This is a genomic window from Paenarthrobacter sp. R1, from assembly GCF_030264015.1.
In the GTDB taxonomy this organism is placed as follows: domain Bacteria; phylum Actinomycetota; class Actinomycetes; order Actinomycetales; family Micrococcaceae; genus Arthrobacter; species Arthrobacter ureafaciens.
The window spans coordinates 1114272-1139234 of sequence record NZ_CP127115.1; the positions used below are offsets into that span (position 1 = coordinate 1114272).

Sequence of the window (24963 nt, forward strand, 5' to 3'; positions counted from 1 at the left end):
AGATAGACTGCTAATCGAGGCAAGAACGGAAGGACCCCGATGAACCGCAAGGCAACCGCACTGGACGTCGCCAAAAGGGCGGGGGTGTCCAGGAGCGCGGTTTCCCTTGTGCTCAACGGCAGGGGCGACGGAAACGTTGCCAAGGAAAGCCAGGAACGCATCCGTTTGGCGGCGCAGGAGCTGAACTACTCCCCCAACGCGATCGCCCTTAGCCTGCGGAACCAGCGTTCGCGGGTGATCGGGATCCTGTCCGATGAAGTGGTGGTCAGCCCCTTCGACGGCAACATCATCGGCGGCGCGGACGACGTCGCCCGCAGCCGCGGTTTTGTCACGGTGGTCATGGATACCGAGCGCGATACAGCCCGGGATGCGGGAGCGATCGAGACGCTCCTCGACCGGCAGGTTGACGGCTTGATGTACGTGACCGTGGGCTTGAAACCGTTGGAAGTTCCGCCGGGCATGGAGCGCGTGCCGTCTGTCCTTGCCAATTGCTACGACGCCCATCCCCGGCCACGCCTCCATCACGTCATCCCGGATGAAGTCACCGGCGGACGCGAGGCCACGGAGCATCTGATTCAGTTCGGCCACCGCGACATCGCTTTCCTTGCCGGTTCCGAGGATTCTCCCGCCTCGCCCCTCCGCATCGAGGGCTACCGGGAGGCCTTCGCCTCCACGCAGCTCCCGGTCACCGAGGCGCGGATAGCGCACGCCGGCTGGGATATTGACGACGGTTACAAGGGAGCGATGCGATTGCTCGACGGCGTGGTCCCGGCTGAGCGGCCCACGGCCATCATGTGCGCGAACGACAGGCTGGCCGTCGGGGTGGTCCTCGCCGCCGCGCGCCTTGGCCTCAGCATCCCGGGCGACCTCTCCGTGATGGGTTACGACGACGAACACCGCATCGCCAACACCATGGTCCCCGCCCTCACCACCATGGCCCTCCCCCTGCGCGAGATTGGCCGCGAAGCGATGACCAGGTTGCTGGACGCCATCGAGGACGGTAAAACCACGACGGCGGAGCCCACCGTTGAGACGATGGTCCCCTGCCGCTTGGTCTTGCGCGAGTCGACTGGTCCCGAACCCCGCTGAACCCCACGCGCTTTACCCAACTAGGTCGCAGTTGTGAGCGCTTTGAGCTTTCTAAACGCGCACTAATGCGACCTAGTTGGGTACTTGCGGGCCCCACAACCGACATGGCCTAACGAGGCAGGGTCAGTTTCCACACATCGGCGGTGGCACCGGCGGGAAGATCCAGCGTCCATGCCTCCCCGGCCAAGGGGTACGCCCGGAGTGTGGTTGCCACGGATCCGGAGCGGTACACCTCCACCAGCGAGGCGTCGATGAAGATCCGCAACTCCTCCCCTGCGGCAACCGCTCCGGAGTACACAGGCTGCTCATCCGCGCCGGACCCGAGCCGCAGGGAGACGGGACCGGAACCCGTGACACCCACCTCTGCAAACGCCGGAACATCCACTGAGCCCGAAGCGTCAGAAGCCACGGCAGCACCCCGGTACGCCGAAACCTCCGGCACGGGAGCAACAACCAGCGCTCCATCAGCCACAGACAGAAGGCGCGGGTGCGTCAGCACGCCCGACCATCCGGCGTCGTCGATTTCTTCCTGGGTGCGGCCCCGGCGGCCGTCGCGTCCGGGACCTTCGTTGGCCCAGCCCCACATCAAGGCAGAAGCAAAGGCAGCAGCCGAGGACGCAGCAGAGGTAGCAGCCGGGGAGCTGTATGCGAGCTGCACGATCTGCGGCGCGTAGAAGTCGCGTCCCAGATCGGACTTGCCACCCGTAGCGGCAGTAAACACGGGCAGCCCGGTTTCCGGATCCGCGGAAAGGGAGCCGATCAGGTGCCCCACGCCGTTGGCGTGCTCGTGGTCGTCGCCGGAGAGCCAGAGGGAGAACATCATGACCCACGTTGAACCGCCGCCGGCAACGGGCACCTCCACCAGTTGCGGGCACTCCCAGATCTCTGCCGGTGCGTGCATCGCGGCCACGGGGTCGGAGGAGGTCAACCAGATCCCTTTGTACTCCCAGTGCTCCAAGTCTTCCACGGAGTAGAGCAGCAATGCCGCCCGCCCGTCGGCCAGACCTGCGCCTTGGACGGCGTAGCGCGCGCCGTTGAAGCGGAAGATGAAAGGATCCCGGACGGCCGTCACCATGGGGTCCGTGGGCATGGAGGCAGCAACGTGGCCGTCCTGGTTCCAGGAAACAAGGTCGGAAGAGCCGCGGGCGATCACTACCTGCGAGTGGCCTCCGTGATCCTGTACGCCCGAGTACGCAGCCGTGGGAACTCCGTCATCCAGCGTGACTACGCCGGTCCAGCATCCGGCCGAGTCCGGCCCGCCGGCTTGGGGAACCAACGCAACGGGGTGTTCTTCCCACTGCACCAGGTCTGCGGAGCTGACGTGTCCCCACTGGATCAGGCGGTGGCGGGCGGAGTCCGGGTTGTACTGGAAGAAGACGTGGTACTTGCCGTCGATGTAGCTGACGCCGTTGGGATCGTTGATCCAGCCTTGTGCCGGACGCGGGTGGAAGCGCGGGAACGCCGGGTCGGGGTGCGTAGCCGCACGGGCGAGGGAAGAAACAAGAGCAAGGTCCGTCATTGGAATGCCTTTCACAAGGTGGAGGTTATTTGCCCGTACCTGCGGTGAGTCCGTCCTGCAGCGCACGCTGCCCGAACATGAACACCACCAGCGCGGGAATCATGGAGAGGACAACACCGGCCAGCACCACGGAGATGCTTCCCGTGCCGAGGTTGCCTTGGAGCGAGACCAGGCCGAGCGGGAGCGTGAAGTTTTGCTCGGAGATGGTCATGATGAGCGGCCGGAAGAACTCGTTCCAGTGGAAGTTGAAGGCCAGAATGCCCACGATCGCCAGGCCCGGCATCGCCAGCGGCGCGTACACGGAACGGAACGTCCGCCAGGGTGAGGCGCCGTCGATCGCTGCCGCTTCAGCGAGGTCAGCCGGGAGTCCCATGAAGTACTGCCGCATCAGGAACGTGCCGAACGCCGTCGGGATGGCCGGAAGGATCAGCGCGAGCAGCGTGTCCGACAGGCCTACGCCGCGGATCAGCATGAACACGGGAACGATCGTCACCTGCGCCGGCACCATCATGGTGGCCAGCACAATCGAGAACAGCGCTCCACGTCCCCGGAAGCGAAGGTGCGCGAAGGCGTACCCTGCCAAGGCTGCCGTGACCATCTGGCCGATGGCGATCAGTCCGGTCACCAGCGCACTGTTCAGCACCAGCCCCAGAATGTTCAGCTGCTTGAAAACCTGGCTGTAGGAGGTGAAGTCCGGGTTGAGCGGCAGGAAGGCGGGCGGCAGTTTGAAGGATTCCGACGGCGGCCGCAGCGAGGTGGACAGCGTCCAGAGCACGGGACCCAGGACAAAAACGGACGCGATCAGGAGGGCGACGATCCGCCAGGCTACGGACCAGTCGCGCTTCTTCCGCAGGACAGGCCGGGCCGTGCTTTCAACACGTTCAGAAATGGTGGTCATGGCTGGCCTTACTGGTAGAAGACGAATCGTTTGCTGAGCCGGAACTGCAGGGCCGTGATGGCCATGATGATCAGGGTGAGGATCACGCCGATCGCCGAGGCCTGGCCGAACTCGAGCCGCTGGAACGCGGACTCGAAGATCACCATCACGGCTGTCCGGGTGGAGTCGCCGGGACCGCCCCGGGTGAGCACGTAGGGCTGATCGAAGACTTGGAGGGCGTTGATGATCGCCATCACGGAAGCCACCAGCGTGGTGGGGCTCAGGAGCGGCAAGGTGACGTACCAGTGCTTGCGCCAACCGGTGGCACCGTCCAGGGACGCGGCCTCGTAGGTTTCCACCGGAATCGAGGCGAGGCCGCCGATGAACAGCAGGAAAGAGAACCCGAAGTTCTGCCACACGTAGACAAGAATCACGACGGCGGCAGACCCGCCTGGCGTCGTCAGCCACGGAACCGCGGGGATGCCGATCAGCGAAAGCAACCAGTTCACTACGCCGAACTGCTCGTTGAACAGGTAGCGCATGAAGATGGAGACCGACGCCGCGGACAGGATCAGCGGGAAGAAGAACGCCGACCGGAAGAAGACCCGGAGCCAGGCCGGGAGCTTTTCCTGGACCATGACCGCCAGGCCCAACGCCAACCCCAGTTGGAGGGCCACTGCCACCACGACGAACACGATGGTGTTGAGGAAGGACACCCGGACCGTGGGGTCCTGGACAACCTCGGCGAAGTTATCGAAACCCACGAACGTCGGGGCCGAGATGATGTCCCAGCGGAAGAACGCGAGCGCTATGGAGGCCACGATCGGCAGGAGGGTGAACAGGCCCATGCCAACGATGGTTGGGGCAAGGAAGGCCCACGGAAGCCACCGTTGCTGGACCCGGCTCCGTTTGGAGGCTGGACCGCTTCCGGGGGCCGACGCCCGGGCATTGCCCGTAGGGGTACGGGTGACAGTGCTCATGGCTGCCTCCTCAAGGCCAGTTCAAGATCGCGTTGCATGGATTCGAGTGCTTGTTTGAGTTGCCGCTCGTCCCCGCTGACAGCCAGGGATACGTTCTTCATGAGGGCGGTCTCGACGGCGGCCTGCTGGGGAGGTGCCGGGATGGGGCCAGTGGTGGGGAACTTGTCCAGGGTGTCGTAGAAGACGTTCCAGTGGCGGGGTCCTGTGCCGGCGTAGAGCTGCTGGTTGGCCATGGACCGGCGGGCCGGGGTGGTGTTGGGCGTCGGGAAAATGATCTGCATGGCTTCGAGGCTGGCGCTGAACTTCACCCATTCCCAAGCGGCGTCCTTGTCCTTGGCGGTCTTCATGATCGCGTAGCCGGCCGTGCCGAACTGGTGCCGCTGGGTCCGCCATTTGGGGAAGAACTGGACGTCGAATCCGTCCTCGGTCATCCCCGCCTCGTGGAGGCCTTGCACCCAATAGCCGCCCGCCGGCGTCGTACCTATGCGGTTGGAGGCGAAGAGACCGATCAGCGAGCTTCCGCCGCCTTCTTCGGGCCGGACGCCGAGGCCGTCCTTGACCAGTCCGCGGAGGTAGTCGAAGGATTCGAAGACGCGGGGGTCATCGGCGTTGGGCTCGAGCCATTGGTAGCCGCCGGAACGGAGGCTGCGGGAGGGATCGTTGCCGTAGAAGCCGTCCCACAGCCATTCCCCGCCGCCGGACTTTGTTTCCTTGAGGAAGCTGGTGTCATTGGCGTAGAGCCACGGGACCACTCCGCCGAAGAGCCGGTTGGTCCAGTAGTACGGCGTGAAGTCGGCCGGTTTGGCCTTCTTCATCGCCGCGAGGGTGGCGCGGAAGTCCGTGTGGGTCCAGTCCTCGGCGGGGCGTTCCAGCCCGGCCGCGCGCAGGGACGCAGTGTTGTAGTACATGTTGGCTGCGTTCCAGTCGATGGGAAGCTGGAACAGGCTGCCCTTGTACATGAACGCTTCCACCAGGCTGGGGTGGACGTCCTCGAAGTATTCCTTCATGTCCGCGGCGTCGCGACGAAGGTAGTCGTCCAAGGGGTGGGCGAGCTTCTCGGCGAAAAGCTGGGCGCCTTCGGTTGCCACGTACACAACGTCCGGCGGGGTGCCTGCGGCCACCATGGTGAGGATCTTGGTGAAGAAGTCCTTCCAGTCCACGGCTTGGATGGCCTGGACTTTGACTTTGATCTCGGGGTGGACCTTGGCGAAGGCGTCAATGACTTTCTGGCGGGCTGCGGCGTCCGCGGCGGTGCCCATGATGGCGATGCTGAGGCTGTTGTCTCCCCGGCCGGGGATGTCTGTTCCCGTGAGTCGCGGCCACGACGCCGCCGTCACTCCAACAATCCCGGCACCGAGGGCTGTGAGGGCTGTCCTGCGTGTGAATTGACGCAAAGGCCCATTGGTTCCCGGCATTCTGAATTTCCCTTCCTAACACGTGTTAGGAACTGTAGACCCGCCACCTAACACGTGTCAAGCGTCACAGGAAAGTTGCTTGAATCTCACCATCGCCCCCGCGGCGCGTGTGCGGCTCACATGAGGCATCCAGCGAATTATGGCAATGTAGGAACAATGAGTTCCCAGCAGTTCCGGGTAGGCGGAAGGTCGAGCAAACGGCCACTCAAGGAGCGTGCAGCAGGCGCGGGCACGGGCTTCTTGTTCTGCCTGCTGACCGTCGCGTGCATGGTCGGTTTATTCGCTACGTACTACTTCTTTGTCCGCACCACCATGGGGCAGTTCATCGACGAGTCAGCCCTGGTCGAGGCGAAGGAACTCAGCGGCTCGGCGGGCAAGGCCTCCACGGGATTCCTGGACGCGCTGCCAGTCACTTCCCTGGTCATTGCCGCCGTCGTGGTTTTGTTCGTGACAGTCGCCCGGCAGCGCTGGACAGCCGCGGGCATCGCCGTCGCGGCCTGCATAGCGGCCAACGTCGCAACCCAGGTGCTGAAGTTCCTGATCCCGGACCGTCCGGACCGTGGCGTCCAGACGCTGGAGCTGAACTCGCTCCCCTCAGGGCACACTACTTTGGCCGCGTCAGCCGCCGCCGCGGTATTCCTCATGGTTTCGCCGCGCTGGCGCCCCCTCGCCGGCTTCCTTGGCAGCACGTTCGCGGTGGCCACCGGCGTTTCAACGCTCATCAACCAGTGGCACCGTCCCGCCGACGTGGTAGCGGCCTTCCTCGTGGTGGGCGCAGTCATGCTCCCGGCCGGGTGGCTGATCCTCCGCAGCGGAAACCAATGGAACCTGTGGCGTGGTTACGGAGAGCACTGGGCGTCCTCCCGGCTGTGGGTGATGCTCACCGTTTTCGCCGTGCTGGCCGCAGGCGCCGTTGCCGCGTACTCACTGCTCCAAGTCATGCCCGGGCTCAGTACGGACAGCACCGTGGACTACTTCTGGGCCGGCACTGCGTTTATTGTGCTCGCCGGCTACCTCTCCGCGCTGGGCAGCATCTGGCTGTTCGGCATGGCGGCGAGGAAGCGATGAGTACGCAGACATGAGACGCCCCTGGTGGCTACTGCTCGCCTTCGGCGTTGTTGCCAGCGTGACGGCTGCCAGTCAATTGCTGATCGGCCACAGCAGCTTACGGTTATGGGCGTTGGGCATCATGGGGATCGTTGCCATCGTCTTTGGTGTTCTACAGTTCCGGCGCCGAACCCTACGCCGGCGCCCTCAGGCTAGGGCATCCGGTAGAGGAAGGCCGCCATGGCATCACGGTTGATGGGTGTGAGCGACACAAGTTCTATCTGTTGATATCGGTGCCTAGGGTTTCTCTGACTTCGGCGGAGCTGTATCTATCACACGTCGTTTTACGTCCGGCGGCGTTGTTTCCGACTGGAACCCGGCAGCGGCCAACCCGGAAGCCCAATCGCCGTGGCAAGTGGCCAGCTCTTCGAACCATGCACGCACCAGTTCCTTGGGCGGAGGCGTGTGCCCATCCCCAGTGTCCGGGCCCCAGCGGTCCATCAGCATGTGCAGATTGGGTGAGCCGCCCACCGCGTCCACGAAGGGTAGTTGATGGTTTTGGATGTGGAACCAGTCCTTAGCGTTCTGTACCAAGGCAACCGTGTGATCGAAGCCCGCCGAATAAGCAGGGATCAGGTTGTGAGCCACGGAAGCCGGGAGCGCAGTCATCTCCGTGTCAGGCATTTCCCACGCTTCTGTCATGTAACGCCCCACCGCACCAGGATAGAAGCGCGAGATCGAGGTCTGGGGATTGATTGCGAGCGCCAGGGACGTGGGGAAGAACCTGGACAGTGCCAGACTGGCGTATCCGCCGGCCGAGCTGCCGAAGAACACTACGTTGTACCCACCGGTTTCCCTCACGATCCGCCGAATAACATCCGCGAGAATTTCCTGGAGGTCCGGCTGCTGCTTTGAACCCGCATACCAACCGATGTTGAAGTCCTTCGATTTTCGAAGGCTTGGATCCGAGATAAAGATCTTGTTCACTGGGAGTCCTGCCGTGACCCCCTTGCCCAGGAACCACGGCAAACGCACGTCCTTCTCTGCCGCTCCATGGAGGCAAACGAGCGTGGTGTCTGATTCAGCAGGAATGTTCAGGATTTCCAGTGGAAGCCCCTGGTACTGGATTTCAATTTGGCCGGCAGGGATTTCATCCGCGGACAGGAACCCTCGAAGATCCGCGTAGGTAAAGGACTCGGCGGTTTCAGGGGCTTGGTTTTCTGGCACCCCGGTAGTCTAGCTGCGGCTGTCTGGCCTGCTCGAACTCTGTGACACCTCCAACAAAGCTCAGTAATTCCTGCGGTGCCTCAGCCGGGTATCGCTGGGCAGCATCTGGCTGTTCGGCATGGCGGCGCGGAAGCGATAAAGCACGACGGCGGGTGGTTGGGCGTCGCTACAAATTCCGCCCCTTGCCTATCCGGCTGAATATAACAAGGCTTCACCGTATTACTTCCGAGTAGTAGATTCTGCGCTACCGCGCCCGGCCACCAGATACCGGGTCCGATCAGGGAGATGCATGAAATGCACACAACGCACCATCTGCTAACCAGGAAAAAGTTCAGGGTCCTCGCTGCCGGAGCGGCAACGTCGGCCCTTCTTTCTGTCGCGCTGACGCCGCCGGCACTGGCTGCCACAGCCACGGACACACAAGCGTTACGGGATGCTGTCTCGGCAGGCGCAATCGTCGATCACCTTGAGCAGCTACAGGCCATCGCGGAGGCCAACGACGGCAACCGCACTGCAGGTTCCTCCGGCCACGAGGCTTCTGCCGAGTACATCGAGTCCCAACTGAGGGCGGCCGGTTACACCCCGCAACGGCAATACTTTGATTACGTGAAATTCAACCTCACCGGCGAGGCCTTCGAACGGCTGACACCAACACCCCGCACGTACACGGCAGACGAGTTCGCGGCCATGTCCTACTCGGGTTTCGGAGATGTCAGCGGCACCGTAACGGCAGTAGATATCAACTTGTCCGGTGACCGTGCTTCCACCAGCGGTTGTGAAGCTGCTGACTTCGCAGGCTTTACAGCGGGGAATATCGCCCTCATCCAGCGCGGCACCTGTCCCTTCAACACCAAGGCCGTGAACGCCCAAGCTGCCGGAGCCTCGGCGGTCATCATCTTCAATCAGGGCGACGCCGATGACCGGCTGGACAGGGTTGACGGGACCTTGGGTGCTCCGACTGCGGGTAACCCGGAGGTAACCATCCCGACGGTAGGCACGAGCTTTGCCGTTGGTGAGGAACTGGCCGGACTACCGGGAGCCACCGCACGGGTTATGGTTTCCGGCGACACTGAGCCGATAAAAACCTTCAACGTCCTGGCCGACACCACGGGCCGGACTGACCGCACCGTGCTGGTGGGCGCACACCTGGACTCTGTTGCCGAAGGCCCCGGCATCAATGACAACGGCTCCGGCTCGGCAACCATCCTGGAGACTGCCCTGCAGTTCTCCAAGCTGGGCATCACCCCCGAAAACAGGGTCAGGTTTGCTTGGTGGAGCGGTGAGGAGGACGGCCTGATCGGTTCCGACTACTACGTGGCGCAGCTCAGCAAGGCAGACCTGAAAAACCATGCCTTGAACCTGAACTTCGACATGGTTGCCTCGCCGAACCCCGTCCGCTTTGTTTACGACGGTGACGGCAAGCAGCTCGGTACGGCCGGTCCCAACGGTTCCGCGCAGATCGAAAAGACCTTCCTGGACTACTTCGCTTCGCAAGGGTTGGCTACCGAACCTACGGAGTTTGACGGACGTTCGGACTACTTCGGGTTCATCGAGAACGGCATTCCTGCCGGTGGTCTGTTTACCGGTGCCGAGGAGATAAAGACTGCCGAGCAAGCTGCCGTCTATGGTGGCACGGCCGGTGTTGCCTACGACCCCTGTTATCACCAGGCCTGCGATGACATCGACAACATCAACACAGCTGTTCTGGAGCAAATGGCGGACGCCGTTGCCCATGCTACGTTGACGTTCGCCATGACGCAGTCCGCGGTCAACGGTACGGCCAACGGCAAGGGCGGAAAGCTGAGCATGGAGTTCAGGGGCAGCAAGGCAGTCCGCTAGCCTTCCTACCTACCCAGTCCCGGGCGGCTGCAGGTCTACCGAGAGGTGGATCTGCAGCCGCTCTCTAATAGTTCCTGCGGTGTTTCAACCGGGGTACGGCAATGGCGAAAACGATCGCCGCGGCAAAGCCCAACAAACCGGTCGCCCACACCCCGGCTGCGAGGGATACGGCGGCCGTCAGCCCTGAGAGCAGCACGGGGCCACCGGTTGCCCCCGCGTCAGCGATGAAGCGCCAGATCCCCAGGAAATGGCTCCGCCCGTTGTCCGGTGAGAAGTCGGCTCCCAAAGTCATGATCAGCCCGGAGCTGATGCCGTTGCCGAAGCCGATCAAGAGTGCCACCAGGAGCAGCGGAACAAATGCGCCCGTGAACGGGATCAGGACCAGTGCAGCGCCCATGATCACGGTGGACGGGACGGCCACCCATTGCCGGCCCTTGCGGTCCATCAGCTTTCCCGCCGGGTAGAACACCAGCATGTCGATCGCGCCGGACAACCCGAAGATCAGCGAGGCGTGCGTCGCATCCATCCCCAAGTGGTCAGCCCATAGCGGGATAACCACCTGCCGTGATGCCCGCAGTGCGCTGAGCAGCAGTATGCCGAATCCCACGGACAGGAACACCGCGGCATGGGACGCGGCAACCTGCCGGAGCGTCGACGCCGGTGGTACCGGGCCGCCGTCGGACGTTCCGGGAGCCACGAGCTCCGGGATGGTCAGCGATAACGCTGCGGCCGCCATCATCCCGGCAAAGCCCACCCAGTAGGCTCCGCTGATTCCGGCGAACTGCATGACGGCAGCACCGATGAACGGGCCGATGAAGATGCCGATCCTGGTGACCCCGCCCAGCGTCGAAAGTGCCCGGGCACGGTACATGACGGGCACGGCCTCGGTGAGGTACTTCTGCCGGGCAAGGTTGAAGACGCTGGAACACATGCCCACCAACGTCATCGCCGCCGCGAGCAACCAGATACCGTGCTCAAACTGGGGTGCAAAAGCAGCTGCCCCCAGCGCCAAGGCCCCTGCCGCACCTGCTCCGACAATGGCCCAGCGTTCACCAAACTTGATGGTGATGATCGAGGCCGGGATGTTGAAGAGCCACGATCCAAGACCGATCAACGTGACGATCAATGCCGAGACAGCAACGGAAGCACCCAGGTCCCGCGCTGAAAGGGCAATGACCGGCAGCACAGCCCCTTCACCGATACAGAACAGCAGGGCCGGCCCGAAGGCCGGGAGGGCCACGCTGCGAAGGCTGAAGTTTTGGTCTGCTCGGGTGCTTGTCATCCCCTTCATCCTAGGACCGCACCTCAACGGTTTGGCTTCCGCCATGGACAAAGTGGTTGGAGCATACTTAAAGACATTGACCGGCAATGCACCTTGGTGAGGAGGATAAACGCGACATGTCAGTAACACGCGGGCGCTCTGGTAGCGCGAAGAGCAAGACCCATGCGGCCAACCAAGCCTTCACCTTGGGCAGCTCGGTCAAAGTCCCGTTCGGAAAGCGCACCTTCGATGCGAAAGTCATTGAGTGTCATAAGGACCGGGTAACGGTAGAGATCCATATCGAAGGGGCAAGTGACCCTCTAATAACCTCCTACAGGTCGGATGAAGTCACGACGACCTAGCAGCGCGGTTGTTGCGGTCCCGGAGACCGGGACCGCAACAACTATCCCTCTAGCCCCGCGTTAGCGACGGAGCGCTACGGTCTTCATGCGACCCGCCACAGTGAGCACCAGGCCGAGCAAAGCCAGTCCAACGGCCCAGAGGATGAAGCTCTGGTTCAGCCCCGTGGCTGCCAGTCCGGCGGAACTTACGACGGCGGCAGTTGACCCTGCGCCCATCGCACCCTTGGTGCTGGCGGAGGCTACAGTCGCCGTGCCCGCCATAGTGTCGTTGAAACCGGCTGTAGCGCCTGAGATACCGGTGTCGAGACCGGGGGTTGTGATTACAGTGTCGACTCCACCGGTGCTGCCACCTCCGGTTGAGGGGCCGTCAGTGCCGGGAACGCCGGTGCTGGGACCGCCGGTGGTCGGTGGAGTATCAACAGGCGGGTTCACAACAGGCGGTTCGACGACCGGAGGGTTCACAACAGGCGGTTCAACCACAGGAGGCTCAACTACCGGAGGGTTCACAACCGGCGGCGTTACCGTTCCAACGGATTCCCCACCAATGCCTACCGAAGTCGATCCAAGGGTCACCGGGGCGGTGATCGGAACGATGACCTGCGTTCCCGACAGCAGCCCGTTGTCTCCGGACGTTGTTCCGTTCGTGCCCGGCGCAGCAGGTGCGGAACCTGCCGACGTACCGCCGGCAGTAACGGCCACGTCGCCCAGCACACCGGCCGAAACCGAACCAACAGTCACCGGCGCAGTGATCGGCGTAACCACCTGGGTTCCGGAAGCAACACCATCAGAACCACTCGTCGTCGCACCCGGCGCCGCAGGAGCCGAACCCTCCGGAGCCGCCGACGTACCGCCGGTAGTAGCGGAAGAATCGCCGCCAACACCCACGGCAGTGGCCCCGACATTAACAGGGACCGATATCGGAGCCACTACCTGAGCGCCGGACGCGATGCTGCCATCTCCCGACGTCGTTGCCTGCGCTGGCGCTTGGGCCGGCGCAGCCGTTGTTGCAGCGGGTGTTGTAGACGCCGATGAGTCCCCCAACAGACCCGCCGATGTTGAACCGACAGTCACGGGGACCGTCACCGGAGCAACTATCTGCGTGCCGGAGGCAATGCCATCCGACCCGCTGGTGCTCGCTGCCTGCCCTGTGGGGGCCGGAGCGGCAGTTGTAGCTGGGCCCGTCGCAGTGGAGCCCCCCAGCAGACCCACTGATGACGGGCCCAGGTTTATGGGCGCCGTAACCGGAGCGACAATCTGTGTCCCCGAGGCCACTGACGACGAACCGTCGGTGGTGGGGCTCGTCGATGCGCCTTGTGCCGGAGCGGCAGCCGGAGCAGTCGACGTCGCGGACGAGTCTCCCAAAAGGCCCAAAGCGGTTGATTCCACGTTGATGGGGGCCGTTACCGGAGCCACCACTTGTGTTCCGGAAAGGACTCCGTCCTGGCCGCTCGTATCGGCGGCATTTGCAGCTGTAGCACCGACGGCGATCAGGCCCCCGGCAAAGCATGTGCCAATGAGGCACCTGCGGAATGTTGCATTCATTGTGATCTTCTCCTGAAGGTCTTTGTTCCCAGAGACCGCCCGATTGCCGGATGGTCCGATGTCCCGTCTGCCGTGCTCGCAGCAACGGCGCGGTGGGGGAACTAGTCAGGAGATGAGCCGGGATCAAAAGACACCGGCTTGGGATGCTGCTGGTCGCCTGCGGATGCGAAGCCGGAGATAAGGCTCGCAGGGATGATGAGGCTGCCGGCGAGGACCGCCGCTGCCTGGTTCGGAGGGCCGTTGGAGGAAGTTCCCGAGCCGGCTGTGGCACCGGAAACAGGGGTACTCTCAGGGCCGGTCGGAAGGTCACCCGGGACACCACCGCCGACGGCGGCAGGTACGGATGCGCTCGTCCCGCCGGACACGGCTGCCTGGTTCCATGAGGAGGTCAGCGGGAACCGCAGAAGACTTGGAACAGCTGAGCCTCCGGCAAGGAACGAGGTGTCGCTTTGCCCGGCATTGCCCGCTTCCGGGGCTACAGGGCTTGCCGTTTCAGCGGCGGAAGGAAGTACGACGGCGGGTGGTACCGGGGCGGTTCCCTCAGGACCCGCCGGGGTCAAAGGCGCGTCGGAACCGCCTGTCCCGGGGAGAGCAGGAAGCGCCGGACCTTGTCCCGTCACTGGAGGAATGACTCCGTCAACGGGCGGAATCACGCCGTCGACCGGCGGAACCACGGTGTCCACGACGTCCACGATCGGCTGCACAACGGGCGAAGCTACGTCCGTAACCGGTGCCAAGCCTATGGGCGTCACAACCTCGTTGACCGTCGGTACCAGTTCTCCGACGGCGTCATCCACCGTTCCCGTCACGGGCGTAACGGTTGAATCCACTACTGTGCCGAGGGTGCCCGGCGAAACAACTTCGTTGACCACCGGCAGGGTGCTCACGACGTTGTCTGCAGAGGCAACCACCTGTTCAACCACGGGTGTCACAGCGGGAACAGGCACAGCGACCCGGGTGGGTACCGCGGGCTTGATGGCCGCCGGCAAAGGAAGGTCGGGCACCGGAACGCTGACTGTTGGAGGCGTCGACTTCGGCGACACAACGCCGCTGACGGCTGCTCCGCTGCTCTTTACCGCACCTGTTGTCGCGGACAGCGTTTTGTCCAGCTGCGCGGAGACACTGCCTCCGGCAGACGACACGGTGGAGGTCACTGAGGATTTCAGTTCGCCCAGGAGTGAGCCGGAGTTGCCCGTATCGGCACTGGCTGCGCTAGTGGAGAGTGCCACCCAAGCGGCAGCGCCGGCTCCTGCGATCATGACGGAGCGGAGAATCCGAGCAGCACGCGGGAACGCGTGTATGGCCTTCATCTCGACACCCCCCAGGTAGTCGCAAACCGATGGTCGACTTCATCCTAGGACCGGCTCAGCCTGCTAGTCCATGGTTTTTGGGGGTTTAAGGCGAAGTTTTTGTAAGTAACCTTTGCTTACGACGGGTAGAAGCCCGTTTTCTCCGGCCCGAAATCTGCAGACGCAAGTGAGCCACCGGCTGCGCGCCCCTCCGCTTGGGTCTCCTGGAGCCGCTTGATGAACCAGCGGGATTGTTCCGGCCCATAGGGCAGCACGGGGATTGCCTTGGTGGCGTCGGCGGGCATGTCCCGGATGGATTGCGTCGCCTGCCGGACAGCGGTGCTCATGGTGTTGGCCATGGTCTTCACGAACTCGTCGCTCGCGGGCTTTCCGTGGCCTGGGACCAAGTGCTCATAACGGTGGCGCAGAGCTGAAATGTGCCGCAGCACATCTGCCCATTCCTCGGGGTAGGAATCCTCGAAGGACGGGTGCGCCCCCTGCTCCACCAAGTCTCCGACGAACAGGGTCGAGTTGGTGCCCACCAGGAGGTCGCCATCGGTGTGCGCCCGGCCGAGGTAGAACAGGGTGGCGGTGATTCCGCCCAGGTCCACCAGTACAGGCTGGTCGCGGACAATCGCATTGGGGACAACGATCTCGACGGCGTCGCCCTCCCCCGCAGCCATCTCCGGCTCGTTGGTGGCGACGAAACGACGTTGAAGATCGCCGTCTTTCTCGATGGTTGCCGCACAGTTGGCGTGCGCCCAGAACTCTGTGACGCCGTCGTCCGCGAAAACTGCGTTACCGAAGAAGTGGTCATAGTGTGCGTGGGTGTTCACCACAACCAGCGGAAGCTGGGTCTTTTCACGAACTGCTGCGAGGATCTCGCGCCCTTGGCGTGGCCCGCAACCCGTGTCGATCACCATGGCGAGCTCGGAGCCCACCACTAGTCCGGTATTGAGTAAGGACCCCTCGGTTTCCAAGACGTAGTGGTCCGGTCCGAGTTCTAGCCAAGCTGACAATGAGTTCTCCGTATCCATGCAAATCCGGCGATGTTCAGGCCTCTACTCTACCCGCGCGAAGCTGGGAGATCGCGGAACGGACACCCCCGGACCTTGCGATCTACAGGATGGCGTTCATGATGTTCCAGCCCGAACCGACCTGGTATGAGCGGAAGAATCCGTTCGAACCGTAGCCCTCGTAAAGGAACAAGTTGCCGGAAGCATTCCGTGCAAGCACGTCCATCTGGCCATCGCCGTTGAAGTCCCCCGGCCCTTCAATGGCCGTCATGACATCCCAGCCCCAGCCAATTTGCTTGGCTGCGAGCCAGCCGCCGGCCCCGTTTCCCGGGTACAGCAGAAGCCCTCCGGACGAGTTTCGTGCCAGGACGTCGGCGTTGCCGTCACCGTTGAAGTCGCCCGGGCCGTCGATGGCAGTCATGACATTCCACCCCCAGCCGATCTGCTTGGCGGCAAGCCAGCCACCGCTACCATTGCCCGGGTACAGCCAGAGGACGCCGTTACCGTCGCGGGCGATGACATCGGCTTTACCATCTCCGTTGAAATCACCGGGAGCTTCAATGGCGGACATGACGTTCCAGCCCGAACCGATCTGCCTGGCAGCAAGCCAACCACCGGAACCGTTCCCCGGGTACAGCCACAACGCGCCCTTGGAATCACGGGCGATGACATCAGCTTTGCCGTCGCCGTTGAAGTCGGTGATCTTGGTGGCCGGCGAAGGAGCCACCGGAGGGTTGCCATCGTAGGCAATCAGGGCTGCCGCGGCATCCACCAGCCCGGCTCCACATCCTCCGGTGCAACCGCCGGGAAGGGGCCGGGCATTGTCTTTGAGTTGCTGCTCCAAAGTAGCCGGAGCCAGGGAGCCTCCTTGCGCGGAGATCAGGAGAGCGGCCACACCGGACACGTGAGGGGCTGCCATGGAGGTTCCCTGCACGAACGCGTAGGCGGGCTCCGCCTTCCCGGTGGTGCCCGTGTTGTAGGTGGACAGAATCCCGCTCAAGGGGTCCGTTCTCATGTCGCCGCCGGGCGCCGTAACGTCTACGTTGCTTCCGTAGTTGGAGTAGTACGTCCGGGCTCCGGCCCTGTCGCTGGCTGCGACTGCGATGACGTTTTGGCAGTTTGCAGGACTGAAATCGGCGGCAGACTTGTTGGAGTTTCCAACCGCCGCCACCACGGCCGCTCCTGAGTTGTGGGCGAAGTTAATTGCGTTTTGGTAGGTGGCGGAACAGGCGCTGGCGCCTGCAACGCTGAGGTTGATGACCTTAGCCGGATTGGGGTTGACCGGTACGCCCGTCACCACGCCACCGGCAGCCCAGACGATGGAATCGGCAATATCGGATGTGTAGCCGCCGCAGAAGGACATCGCCCTGACGGGAAGGATCTTCGCTCCGGGAGCCACGCCAGTGACGCCGCGGCTGTTATTTCCCGCCGCTGCAATGGTTCCCGCCACGTGAGTGCCGTGCCAGGAAGATTTTTCGGCCGGGCTGTCTACCGCGCATTCATCCGCCGGAGCCCAGTCACCCATGTCAGTGGGATCGGGATCCCGGCCGTTCCCGTCGCGCGCGTCGGCTGCGTTGGCGATCATGTCGTACCCCGGGAGTACGTTGGCATCCAGATCGGGGTGCTGCGTGATGCCGGTATCCACTACGGCGACTACAACGCCCTCGCCGCGGGTGTAGTCCCAGGCACCTGTAGCGCGGATCCCGCCCGGGCTCTCCCACAGGTTCCACTGTTCGTTGAAGTACGTGTCATTCGGTGCAGCAGCGATCTGCATGACCGCGTCCGGCTCGGCATAGGCGACGTCCGGATCAAGCCGCAGGGATTGCACGAACTTCTCGGCTTCGACTGCCGAGAGCGGCTCATCGAGCTTGACGACGTGCCCGCCGGTGGCCGTGTCCCGGAGGCCCTTTGCGGCGACACCTAGTTTTGATGCCGCATTGCCCGCGGCTTCTTCCACTGCGGCTTTGACCGCTTGAACGGTGTTGTCTTTGATACCAACGATGAATTGGTCGGTCTTCACCTCGTCGGCAGGCTGCAGCGCCTGCGGTGCGGCCGGAAGAATGTCTCCGTCATCGGCCATCGCCGGCTGAACAGCAAACCCGCTGGCCAACCCGCCCGCCAAAAGGAGCGTGGCCGTGGCCATCCCCGTAAATCTCAGTGATTGCTTGGCGGGGCTCGTAACCATGATTCGGCATCCTCGGGACAGCGCGACCAACCATGGCGGCGGATCGCGGGCAGACTGGAGACCACCAGCTGACCCCCACCGAATTGTAAGCAGAAAATCCACCATCTCCAGTCGATGGAGATTTATGACAAGGCTCCGGGACTCACCCGAAGTCACAATCAGAAGGACCCCGACAATGTGCCGGGGTCCTTCTTAGAAACGAGGTCCTGAACTACATATCCGCGAGCGCGCCGCCCGGGTTCTCGATGCAGTCCGCCACGTAGCGGAGGAAGCCGGCGGCCGTCTCTCCATCGCAGACCCGGTGGTCGAACGCGAGCGTCAGCTCGGTGACCTTCCGGACGGCAAGCTCACCGTTTACCACCCAGGGCTTGTCGATGATCCGGCCCACGCCGAGCATCGCCACCTCGGGGTAGTTGATGATGGCCGCGGAGCCGTCAACGCCGAACACACCGTAGTTGTTCAGGGTGAAAGTGCCCGAGCCGAGTTCGGTGGGCGTCGCCTTCCCCTCACGCGCGACGGCGGTGAGTCGCCTGATCTCTGCGTCCAGTTCGCGGGCGCTGAGCTGATGCGCGTTGCGGACGGACGGTACAACCAATCCCCGATCGGTCTGTGCCGCGAAGCCGAGGTTGATGCCGTCGAACCCGACGATCTCCTGGGACCCGTCAGTCCCGGTCTCAAAGCGCGTGTTGAGCGCCGGATACTTTTTTAACCCAGCCGTGACAAAACGAGCGATGAATGCCAACAGCCCGGGGGTATCGTGCGGCGAGCGCTTCTTCAGCTCTGCACGCATGTCCAGCAGCGCGGTGGCATCCACGTCTACCCATACCGTTGCTTCCGGGATCTCCGTGCGGCTCTTGGTCATGTTGGCGGCGACGGCCTTCCGCACGCCGCGCACCGGGGTGCGGGCGGAAACGGCGAGCCCTGTACGCCCATCAAGGTCACCTGAAGCTGCAGCCGGCGCAGCAGCCTCGGCGGGAGCCTGGGCAGGAGCCGAAGGTGCGGCCGATGCCTCGGGGGCAGAAATAGCGGCCTCAACATCACGGCGCATGATCAGCCCGCTGGCGCCTGAACCGTTGATGGCATCCAGCGATACCCCGTGGTCACGTGCCATCTTCCGGACCAACGGCGAGATCACGGCGCTGAGCTTTCCGGGGATGCGCGTCCCGGCAACGGCCGGTTCCATGGGAGCTTCCGGAGCGGCAACAGAGGCCCCCGGGGCAGCAACAGGAGGAGCAGCATCAACGACGGCGACGCTCCCCTTCCGCGGACGGGTGCGGCCTCCGGTCACGCCACCGGGCGTCCCGTACCCGATGAGGACGTTGCCGGAACCGGCCTTCTCCTCAGTCCGGTACGTCTCGGCAGCGGCGGATGCCTCAGCGTCGGTGACAACACCGGTGGAGACGGCGTCGTCCGTCGCAGCGGGCGCTTTGGGCTCAGCCGGAGTGGCACCCACGGGGGCGATCGAGATCAGCGGCTTGCCGACGTCGAGCGTTTCGCCTGCTTGGCCGTGCAGCTCGGCAACCGTGCCCGCGTACGGCGAGGGCACCTCAACCATGGATTTGGCGGTTTCGACTTCGGCGATCGGCTGGTCCACCTTGATCTGGTCACCAACGGCAACCAGCCAGTTCACGAGCTCGGCCTCGGTAAGGCCTTCGCCGAGGTCCGGCAGGCGGAACACTTGCAGTTCTGAGCTCATGGTCAGTCCTCCCACTGAAGGTCGTCTACGGCGTCGAGGATTCGGTCGACACTGGGCAGGTAGTAGTGCTCCAACTTGGGAGACGGGAACGGAACATCGAAGCCGGTGACGCGTCGGATGGGCGCGGCCAGGTAGTGGAACGCCCGTTCCTGCACGCGGGCCACGATCTCGGAGGATACGGAGGCGAAGCCGTGCGCTTCAGCGATCACGACGGCGCGTCCTGTCTTGCGTACTGACGCGCAGACGGTCTCGTCATCGAAAGGAACAATGGTGCGGACGTCGATGACTTCCAGGGACCGGCCCTCTTCGGCGGCGGCCGCAGCGGCGGCGAGCGCGGTGGGGACCGACGGGCCGTAGGCGATCAGCGTCGCGTCAGTGCCGGGACGCGCGACGGCGGCGCGGCCCTCGGTGGAGGTTCCGGCGTCGTGCTCTGCCCTGAGCGCATCCAGGTCCACAAGGTCCTTGGACCAGTAGAGCTTCTTGGGCTCCATGAACATCACGGGATCATCGGAGTCGATGGCTTCCCGCAGCATCCGGTAACCGTCGGCGACGGTGGCGGGGGTGTAGACCTTCAGCCCGGCCGTGTGGGCGTAGTAGGACTCGGAGGAATCACAGTGGTGCTCCACTCCCCCGATGCCGCCGGCGTAGGGCACCCGGATGACCATGGGCATCTTGAGCTTGCCCTTGGTGCGGTTGTGCATTTTAGCCACGTGGCTGACGATCTGTTCGAAGGCCGGGTAGGCGAAGGCGTCGAACTGCATTTCGATGACGGGCCGCATGCCGTTGATGGCCATGCCCACTGCCATGCCGACGATGCCGGATTCGGCCAGCGGAGTATCGAAGCAGCGTTCTTCGCCGAATTCGGCCATGAGGCCGTCCGTGATGCGGAAGACGCCGCCGAGCCTTCCGACGTCCTCACCGAAGACGAGGACGGAGGAGTCGGCACGCATGGCATCGGCCATGGCAGTGTTGAGCGCCTTTGCCATGGTGATGGACTGCGGACCGGCGGCTTCGGCAGTTGCAGCGGCGGAAGCTGCCGCGCTGGCCGTGGCGGCGCTGACGTTTCCGTTGGCAGAGGTAGTCACAGTCATTTTGCACCCTCCTCGCGGGCGAGTTCGTCAGCGAGCAGCTCGGACTGCTCCTTGAGCTGCGGCGTTGGCTTGGAGAAGACGTACTTGAAGAGGTCCATCGGCTGGACGGGGACGTCCTCGCCCAGTCCCTCCCGGAGCTGGGTTGCCACAGCTTCGGCGTGATCGGCGATGCGGCTGTTGGCGTCGTCATCCAAGAGGCCCTTGTCCGTCAGGTAGGCCTTCATACGGGTCAGCGGGTCCTTGGCCTGCCACTCGGCAACTTCGCTTTCCGGGCGGTAGCGGGTGGCGTCGTCGGCGTTGGTGTGTGCCTGCATGCGGTAGGTGTGCGCTTCGATGAGCAGCGGCCCCGAACCTTCGCGGGCGAGCTTCACGGCACGGTCCATGACGGCGAGCAGTGCAACGAGGTCGTTGCCGTCCACGCGTTCACCGGCCATGCCGTAACCGACTGCTTTGTGCGCCAGCGACGGCGCCACGGACTGGTGGCTCAACGGGACGGAGATGGCGTACTTGTTGTTCTGCACGAAGAAGATCACAGGCAGGTGGAAGACTGCCGCGAAGTTGAGGGCTTCGTGGAAGTCGCCTTCGCTGGTGGCGCCGTCACCGCACATCGCCATGACTACCGTGTTCTCGCCGCGCAGCTTCGCAGCGTGCGCAACACCCACGGCGTGCAGCAGCTGGGTTGTGAGCGGCGTGCACTGGATGCCGACGTTGTGTTCCTTGGGGTCGTAGCCGCCGTGCCAGTCGCCGCGGAAGATGGTCATGACTTCCACGGGGTCAACGCCGCGGGTCATGACGGCGACGGCGTCACGGTAGGTCGGGAACAGCCAGTCACCTTCCCTGAGGCACATGGCAGCTGCCACCTGGCAGGCTTCCTGGCCGTGGCTTGAGGGATAGACGGCCATGCGGCCCTGCCGGACCAGCGCGGAGTTCTGGTCGTTGACTCGACGCCCGACGACGAGGCGCTCGTAAGCTGCCAGCAGTTCGGCATCGTCCGGGGTGGGGTACTCGTGGCCGGGTTCGGTGCCCTGCTCCTCTTTGGAGCGGAGGGTTCCGTCGGGGTTCACCATCTGGATCTGGTGACGGGCGGGAAGCATGTAATCCTCGACGCTGATGCCGAATTTCCTCCGTACGTCAGCAGCCTGGTCTTCCACCGCCGTTTCCGTCACAGGGCGGTCTGCATGGATCGTCATTGGTCCGTCCTTCTCTGGGCACTATGTGCTTCCAGTATGTTCCTCCGGGATGTTTCGTATCCAGCTTTGGACGGAATCATGGAACAGCTTGTCAAGAAGGGCTATTCTGAAAGACGAATTGTAAATGTGAGCTGGGTAACGAGCCGCTGTTGTAGACGAATTGGAGTGCCATGAGTGAGGCCGAGGCGGAGCAGACCGCCGTTCCCCTGGACAGCGTGGACCGGGACATCATCCGGGAGCTGACCACGGACGGGCGCATGTCCATCACCCAAGTAGCGGAAAACGTCCACATCAGCCGGGCCCACGCCTATTCCCGCCTTGCCCGGCTCACCGGCGAAGGGGTGATCACCAAGTTCACGGCCTTGGTGGATCCGATCAAGGCCGGCTTGAGATCCTCCGCCTACGTCACGCTGAAGGTGCAGCAGCACTCCTGGCGTGAGCTCAAGGAGCAGTTGCGCGCTATCCCGGAGGTGTACCACATCGCTTTGGTGGGCGGTGACTTCGATGTGATTCTCCTGGTCCGGGCGACGGACAACATTCACCTGCGCCGTGTGATCTTCGACCAACTTCAGTCCATGGATGGCGTGCTGGATACGCAGACTTTCCTTGTTTTTGAGGACGTGGATACCAGGTAGGTTTCGTTCATGGCGGGCGCCTTGCCCGCGGAACCATAAACTGTCCCCGTGCCCACAAAAACAGCCGCGCTGCCCCGTGTCTTAACGCGGGTTCTTATGGCGGCTGCTGCGGCTTTTGTTCTCTGGCTGCTTTTGGCGATCCAGTTCTTCGCCAACCCTCCCCAAGTGTCCCCGCATCGCACTGATGCAATTGTGGTGCTGGGCGGCCTGAGCCGTGAGCGCTTGCCTGTTGCCCAGAACCTTCAGGAGGCCTTGGACATCCCCGTGCTGGTGGTGTCCACCACCGGGCTGTCCGGCAACCTTGAGGGCGACGCTTTGTGCCGCGAGAGCCAAGGAGATCCGGACCTCCTATGCTTCCGCCCGGAGCCGTTGAACACGCGGGGTGAGGCGGACGCCGTCGCGGGCCTCGCTGCGAAGTACGGCTGGACGTCCATCACGGTGGTCACCTCCGATTATCACGTGATGCGCGCCGGCACCCTGATGCACCAATGCGTGGCCGCGGATGTGCAGATGGTGGGCTCCGAACCGGACATGACGGCCGGGGCTTGGTTGGACCGTTTTGTGGTGGAAACGGGCGGGTTGTTGGACGTCTGGATGCAGCCGGAGTGTGACTCGGGACGCTGAATGCGGTGACCGGTCTTGTCATGTCGTCCTGACCGGGTTGGAAGGCGAAGTCAAATATTCACAGGCTTTCGAGTAGTTTTTCCGGACCTTGAAGGATCCGGTAAAACCATTGAGTATTGCCGCCCCTGCAGTCATTCTTTTGCCATAGGTCCAAGGTCTCAGCCCTACGAGTCCAAGGATCCGCCGTGGCCGTTTATAGAGCCGAGTCGTTCAGCCCTCCGTCTCCAAGAGCCCGTCACTTCATCGCTGCCGCCTTGGCGGCGGCTGCCCTTCTCCTAGGTTTCCTTCACGGCCAGCCGGCGCGCGCAGCCGTTACCCCTGTGTATCCGATCAGCGGTTACTTCATCTATGGAAGCACCAGCGACGCGGTCAACACCAAAAAACTCACTGACATCAAGTCCGTTGGCGGAGACACCGTCATCACCTTCGGTTCCCGTTTGAAACCAGCTACTCTTTCGAGCATTCCAACCGACTGCAAGATCTCCGGAGTCAATTGCGCTACGGCCGCAGCCTCGGGAGTGAAGGTGAAGAGATATTTCACCTATTCAGATGGCAGCTCGTGGGGTGCAAAGTCTTTCATTTGTGCCAGGGACAAGACAGTCACGGCTGGCTCTGTTGTCTACACGATCATGGTTTTGCCGGTCGAAGGCAGTGGATGCAATTCACCGAGCGGAACCTACGACGTTGTGGTCATCAACGGCGGAACCAATTCCCTTTCTGTGTCTGTCGGGAAAGCGGCCACTGATTTGGGCATGAAGTACTACGCAGGCCTCCCTGCTCCCATCAATCGCACTGACGTCACCTACCTCCCGGATCTGTCCTACCAAGCCACATTGTCGCTCTTCACTGCGCGGTTCCTGATCTATCAATCAAACGTGAACAACGTGCCAGGGCTGGCGGGCTTCTACCACCACACGGAGATGCCGCTGAGTGACGGGGCGGTGTGGGAACCCGTGCTCAGCCTGTACCGGATGCAGAATTCCAGGATTGCCCAATACCAACCAGGGCGGACAGCAGTGGTCAGTCCCTACATTGACTCACGGTCGGCGTTCTCGGGTCGGGTGACGGTCAGCCAGGCCCGCAATGCGGCCAACAAGATCGCCAAGACCTCAAACGGCGTCAAAATGGCTATTGCAGTGCAGGATGGAATGGGCACCGGCAAGGGCGGATCGTTCTTCTCAAGCGAGAGCAACAACAATGTCGACTCGTTTGCGGCGTCAATAGTCGGCAGCGGCTCCTGGGGCAGCAAGTACTTGGCACCAACCAGGGATTACTTCTGGGCGTTGTCCGAAGGCGTACGCGGAACGAACGCCCAGCTGTGGGCAAACCTGGAGGGCATGGCTCCGTTAACCTCCCAGAACCCTTGTGACAACAGCACCCGTGGACAGACCACTAAGGCAAGAATCGACAAGCAGGTGCAACAACTGGGAAACACCCCGGTGAAGGTCATCTCATTCATGTGGGATCCGTACTTCACCTGCACAGGAACGTGGACCCCCATGCTTGATCGGCTCAAGGCGGGCGGTACGACGCCTCTCATCACTGATTCCATCTTCTACGGGAACGGCGATGTTCTGGTCACCGGCCACAACCTCAGCGGCGGCACGATCAGGGTTCAGTGGACGGACACCAACGGCTGGGTGCAAGACAAGACCGTCACCGCATCGAACTACAACCCGTCCTACGGCAAGCAGCTCGGCATCAACCCACTCTTGGAGTCCGTCACCGCTAAGTTGGGCAACACCTCGCTGGGAATCGGTAAGCATTATTTCATCGACGTCGTGAATGGATCGGGCGTCAAGAACGACGCCCTGTACTCCGATCGCGGGTAACGCTCGTGCTGCTGGTGGCGCCGCACGCGGGGCCACCAGCAGCACCCGAGATTGTCGCGACCAATAGCTCTGGTGCAAGAATTGGTGATGGTACTGATTGATTCGCCATAGCTGAGGAGTGCGACGTGACGGACGAAATCCGGCAAACGGCAGCCGTACTGCCAGCTCCGCGGCACCTCCGCAAGCGTCGTCTCCGGGCTGAAATTCCCGCCTCCTTGATGACCGGAGCCACGGCTCGGAGCCGCGT

At 63.1% G+C, this 24963-nt stretch carries 19 protein-coding genes; 6 read left to right on the top strand and 13 right to left on the bottom strand.

Annotation, left to right across the window (positions count from 1 at the left end):
• Positions 1–39: 39 nt before the first annotated feature.
• On the top strand, positions 40–1089 hold the full coding sequence (locus tag QN084_RS05360) for a LacI family DNA-binding transcriptional regulator (protein ID WP_069695841.1): 1050 nt from the start codon (positions 40–42) through the stop codon (positions 1087–1089).
• Positions 1090–1198: 109 nt separating this feature from the next.
• Here the strand turns inward: QN084_RS05360 and QN084_RS05365 are convergent, their stop codons facing one another.
• The 4 genes from QN084_RS05365 to QN084_RS05380 are packed head-to-tail and all read right to left on the bottom strand — an operon-like array spanning position 1199 to position 5880.
• Positions 1199–2608 carry a glycoside hydrolase family 32 protein gene (locus QN084_RS05365; RefSeq protein WP_069695842.1) on the bottom strand — a complete coding sequence of 470 codons (1410 nt, stop codon included), beginning with the start codon at positions 2606–2608 and terminating at the stop codon, positions 1199–1201.
• Between the two features lie 25 nt (positions 2609–2633).
• Positions 2634–3506 carry a carbohydrate ABC transporter permease gene (locus QN084_RS05370; RefSeq protein WP_021472267.1) on the bottom strand — a complete coding sequence of 291 codons (873 nt, stop codon included), beginning with the start codon at positions 3504–3506 and terminating at the stop codon, positions 2634–2636.
• An 8-nt stretch (positions 3507–3514) separates the two neighbouring features.
• Complete coding sequence (locus QN084_RS05375) at positions 3515–4465, bottom strand: carbohydrate ABC transporter permease (RefSeq protein ID WP_069695843.1); 951 nt, start codon at positions 4463–4465, stop codon at positions 3515–3517.
• On the bottom strand, positions 4462–5880 hold the full coding sequence (locus QN084_RS05380) for an ABC transporter substrate-binding protein (protein ID WP_069695844.1): 1419 nt from the start codon (positions 5878–5880) through the stop codon (positions 4462–4464). Before QN084_RS05380 ends, QN084_RS05375 begins: the two co-directional genes overlap by 4 nt.
• Before the next feature lie 156 nt (positions 5881–6036).
• Here QN084_RS05380 and QN084_RS05385 point away from each other — a divergent pair, with 156 nt between their 5' ends.
• The gene (locus tag QN084_RS05385) at positions 6037–6948 is read left to right on the top strand and encodes a phosphatase PAP2 family protein (RefSeq protein WP_170828567.1); all 912 of its coding nucleotides are present in this window, start codon (positions 6037–6039) and stop codon (positions 6946–6948) included.
• A gap of 276 nt (positions 6949–7224) precedes the next feature.
• On the opposite strand, the gene QN084_RS05390 is transcribed toward QN084_RS05385, so the two are convergent.
• On the bottom strand, positions 7225–8154 hold the full coding sequence (locus QN084_RS05390) for a hypothetical protein (protein ID WP_021472262.1): 930 nt from the start codon (positions 8152–8154) through the stop codon (positions 7225–7227).
• 294 nt (positions 8155–8448) lie between these two features.
• Between QN084_RS05390 and QN084_RS05395 the strand changes: the two genes are divergently transcribed.
• Positions 8449–9993, top strand: coding sequence for a M28 family peptidase (locus QN084_RS05395; protein ID WP_069695846.1), 1545 nt, complete (start codon positions 8449–8451; stop codon positions 9991–9993).
• Positions 9994–10057: 64 nt separating this feature from the next.
• Here the strand turns inward: QN084_RS05395 and QN084_RS05400 are convergent, their stop codons facing one another.
• The 8 genes from QN084_RS05400 to pdhA form a co-directional block, all read right to left on the bottom strand.
• On the bottom strand, positions 10058–11275 hold the full coding sequence (locus QN084_RS05400) for an MFS transporter (protein ID WP_069695847.1): 1218 nt from the start codon (positions 11273–11275) through the stop codon (positions 10058–10060).
• Between the two features lie 401 nt (positions 11276–11676).
• Entirely contained in the window at positions 11677–13158 is a 1482-nt protein-coding gene (locus tag QN084_RS05405; RefSeq protein ID WP_069695849.1) for a cell wall anchor protein, read from the bottom strand.
• Between the two features lie 101 nt (positions 13159–13259).
• Positions 13260–14468 (bottom strand): hypothetical protein, encoded by a 1209-nt coding sequence (locus QN084_RS05410; RefSeq protein WP_069695850.1) that lies wholly within the window; start codon positions 14466–14468, stop codon positions 13260–13262.
• Positions 14469–14584: 116 nt separating this feature from the next.
• Positions 14585–15484, bottom strand: a complete 900-nt coding sequence (locus QN084_RS05415; protein ID WP_069695851.1) for an MBL fold metallo-hydrolase — start codon at positions 15482–15484, stop codon at positions 14585–14587.
• A gap of 82 nt (positions 15485–15566) precedes the next feature.
• Positions 15567–17648 (bottom strand): S8 family serine peptidase, encoded by a 2082-nt coding sequence (locus QN084_RS05420; RefSeq protein WP_285751174.1) that lies wholly within the window; start codon positions 17646–17648, stop codon positions 15567–15569.
• Positions 17649–17859: 211 nt separating this feature from the next.
• Positions 17860–19344, bottom strand: coding sequence for a dihydrolipoamide acetyltransferase family protein (locus QN084_RS05425; RefSeq protein ID WP_069695853.1), 1485 nt, complete (start codon positions 19342–19344; stop codon positions 17860–17862).
• A 2-nt stretch (positions 19345–19346) separates the two neighbouring features.
• The gene (locus QN084_RS05430; protein WP_021472253.1) at positions 19347–20435 is read right to left on the bottom strand and encodes an alpha-ketoacid dehydrogenase subunit beta; all 1089 of its coding nucleotides are present in this window, start codon (positions 20433–20435) and stop codon (positions 19347–19349) included.
• Complete coding sequence (gene pdhA, locus QN084_RS05435; protein ID WP_069695854.1) at positions 20432–21625, bottom strand: pyruvate dehydrogenase (acetyl-transferring) E1 component subunit alpha; 1194 nt, start codon at positions 21623–21625, stop codon at positions 20432–20434. The genes QN084_RS05430 and pdhA overlap by 4 nt, the downstream gene beginning before the upstream one ends.
• A gap of 170 nt (positions 21626–21795) precedes the next feature.
• On the opposite strand from pdhA, the gene QN084_RS05440 reads away from it, so the two are divergent.
• From QN084_RS05440 to QN084_RS05450, 3 genes are all read left to right on the top strand, one after another.
• On the top strand, positions 21796–22260 hold the full coding sequence (locus QN084_RS05440) for an Lrp/AsnC family transcriptional regulator (protein ID WP_021472251.1): 465 nt from the start codon (positions 21796–21798) through the stop codon (positions 22258–22260).
• Positions 22261–22308: 48 nt separating this feature from the next.
• The gene (locus QN084_RS05445) at positions 22309–22884 is read left to right on the top strand and encodes a YdcF family protein (protein WP_264398649.1); all 576 of its coding nucleotides are present in this window, start codon (positions 22309–22311) and stop codon (positions 22882–22884) included.
• A gap of 185 nt (positions 22885–23069) precedes the next feature.
• Complete coding sequence (locus QN084_RS05450) at positions 23070–24716, top strand: hypothetical protein (protein WP_139126848.1); 1647 nt, start codon at positions 23070–23072, stop codon at positions 24714–24716.
• Positions 24717–24963 lie beyond the last annotated feature (247 nt).

Excerpts from the sequence above, each read along its gene's own strand:
- QN084_RS05360 (WP_069695841.1), top strand. The coding sequence starts at position 40 with ATGAACCGCAAGGCAACCGCACTGGACGTCGCCAAAAGGGCGGGGGTG.
- QN084_RS05365 (WP_069695842.1), bottom strand. The coding sequence starts at position 2,608 with ATGACGGACCTTGCTCTTGTTTCTTCCCTCGCCCGTGCGGCTACGCAC.
- QN084_RS05370 (WP_021472267.1), bottom strand. The coding sequence starts at position 3,506 with ATGACCACCATTTCTGAACGTGTTGAAAGCACGGCCCGGCCTGTCCTG.
- QN084_RS05375 (WP_069695843.1), bottom strand. The coding sequence starts at position 4,465 with ATGAGCACTGTCACCCGTACCCCTACGGGCAATGCCCGGGCGTCGGCC.
- QN084_RS05380 (WP_069695844.1), bottom strand. The coding sequence starts at position 5,880 with ATGCCGGGAACCAATGGGCCTTTGCGTCAATTCACACGCAGGACAGCC.
- QN084_RS05385 (WP_170828567.1), top strand. The coding sequence starts at position 6,037 with ATGAGTTCCCAGCAGTTCCGGGTAGGCGGAAGGTCGAGCAAACGGCCA.
- QN084_RS05395 (WP_069695846.1), top strand. The coding sequence starts at position 8,449 with ATGCACACAACGCACCATCTGCTAACCAGGAAAAAGTTCAGGGTCCTC.
- QN084_RS05400 (WP_069695847.1), bottom strand. The coding sequence starts at position 11,275 with ATGACAAGCACCCGAGCAGACCAAAACTTCAGCCTTCGCAGCGTGGCC.
- QN084_RS05405 (WP_069695849.1), bottom strand. The coding sequence starts at position 13,158 with ATGAATGCAACATTCCGCAGGTGCCTCATTGGCACATGCTTTGCCGGG.
- QN084_RS05410 (WP_069695850.1), bottom strand. The coding sequence starts at position 14,468 with ATGAAGGCCATACACGCGTTCCCGCGTGCTGCTCGGATTCTCCGCTCC.
- QN084_RS05415 (WP_069695851.1), bottom strand. The coding sequence starts at position 15,484 with ATGGATACGGAGAACTCATTGTCAGCTTGGCTAGAACTCGGACCGGAC.
- QN084_RS05420 (WP_285751174.1), bottom strand. The coding sequence starts at position 17,648 with ATGGTTACGAGCCCCGCCAAGCAATCACTGAGATTTACGGGGATGGCC.
- QN084_RS05425 (WP_069695853.1), bottom strand. The coding sequence starts at position 19,344 with ATGAGCTCAGAACTGCAAGTGTTCCGCCTGCCGGACCTCGGCGAAGGC.
- QN084_RS05430 (WP_021472253.1), bottom strand. The coding sequence starts at position 20,435 with ATGACTGTGACTACCTCTGCCAACGGAAACGTCAGCGCCGCCACGGCC.
- pdhA (WP_069695854.1), bottom strand. The coding sequence starts at position 21,625 with ATGACGATCCATGCAGACCGCCCTGTGACGGAAACGGCGGTGGAAGAC.
- QN084_RS05440 (WP_021472251.1), top strand. The coding sequence starts at position 21,796 with ATGAGTGAGGCCGAGGCGGAGCAGACCGCCGTTCCCCTGGACAGCGTG.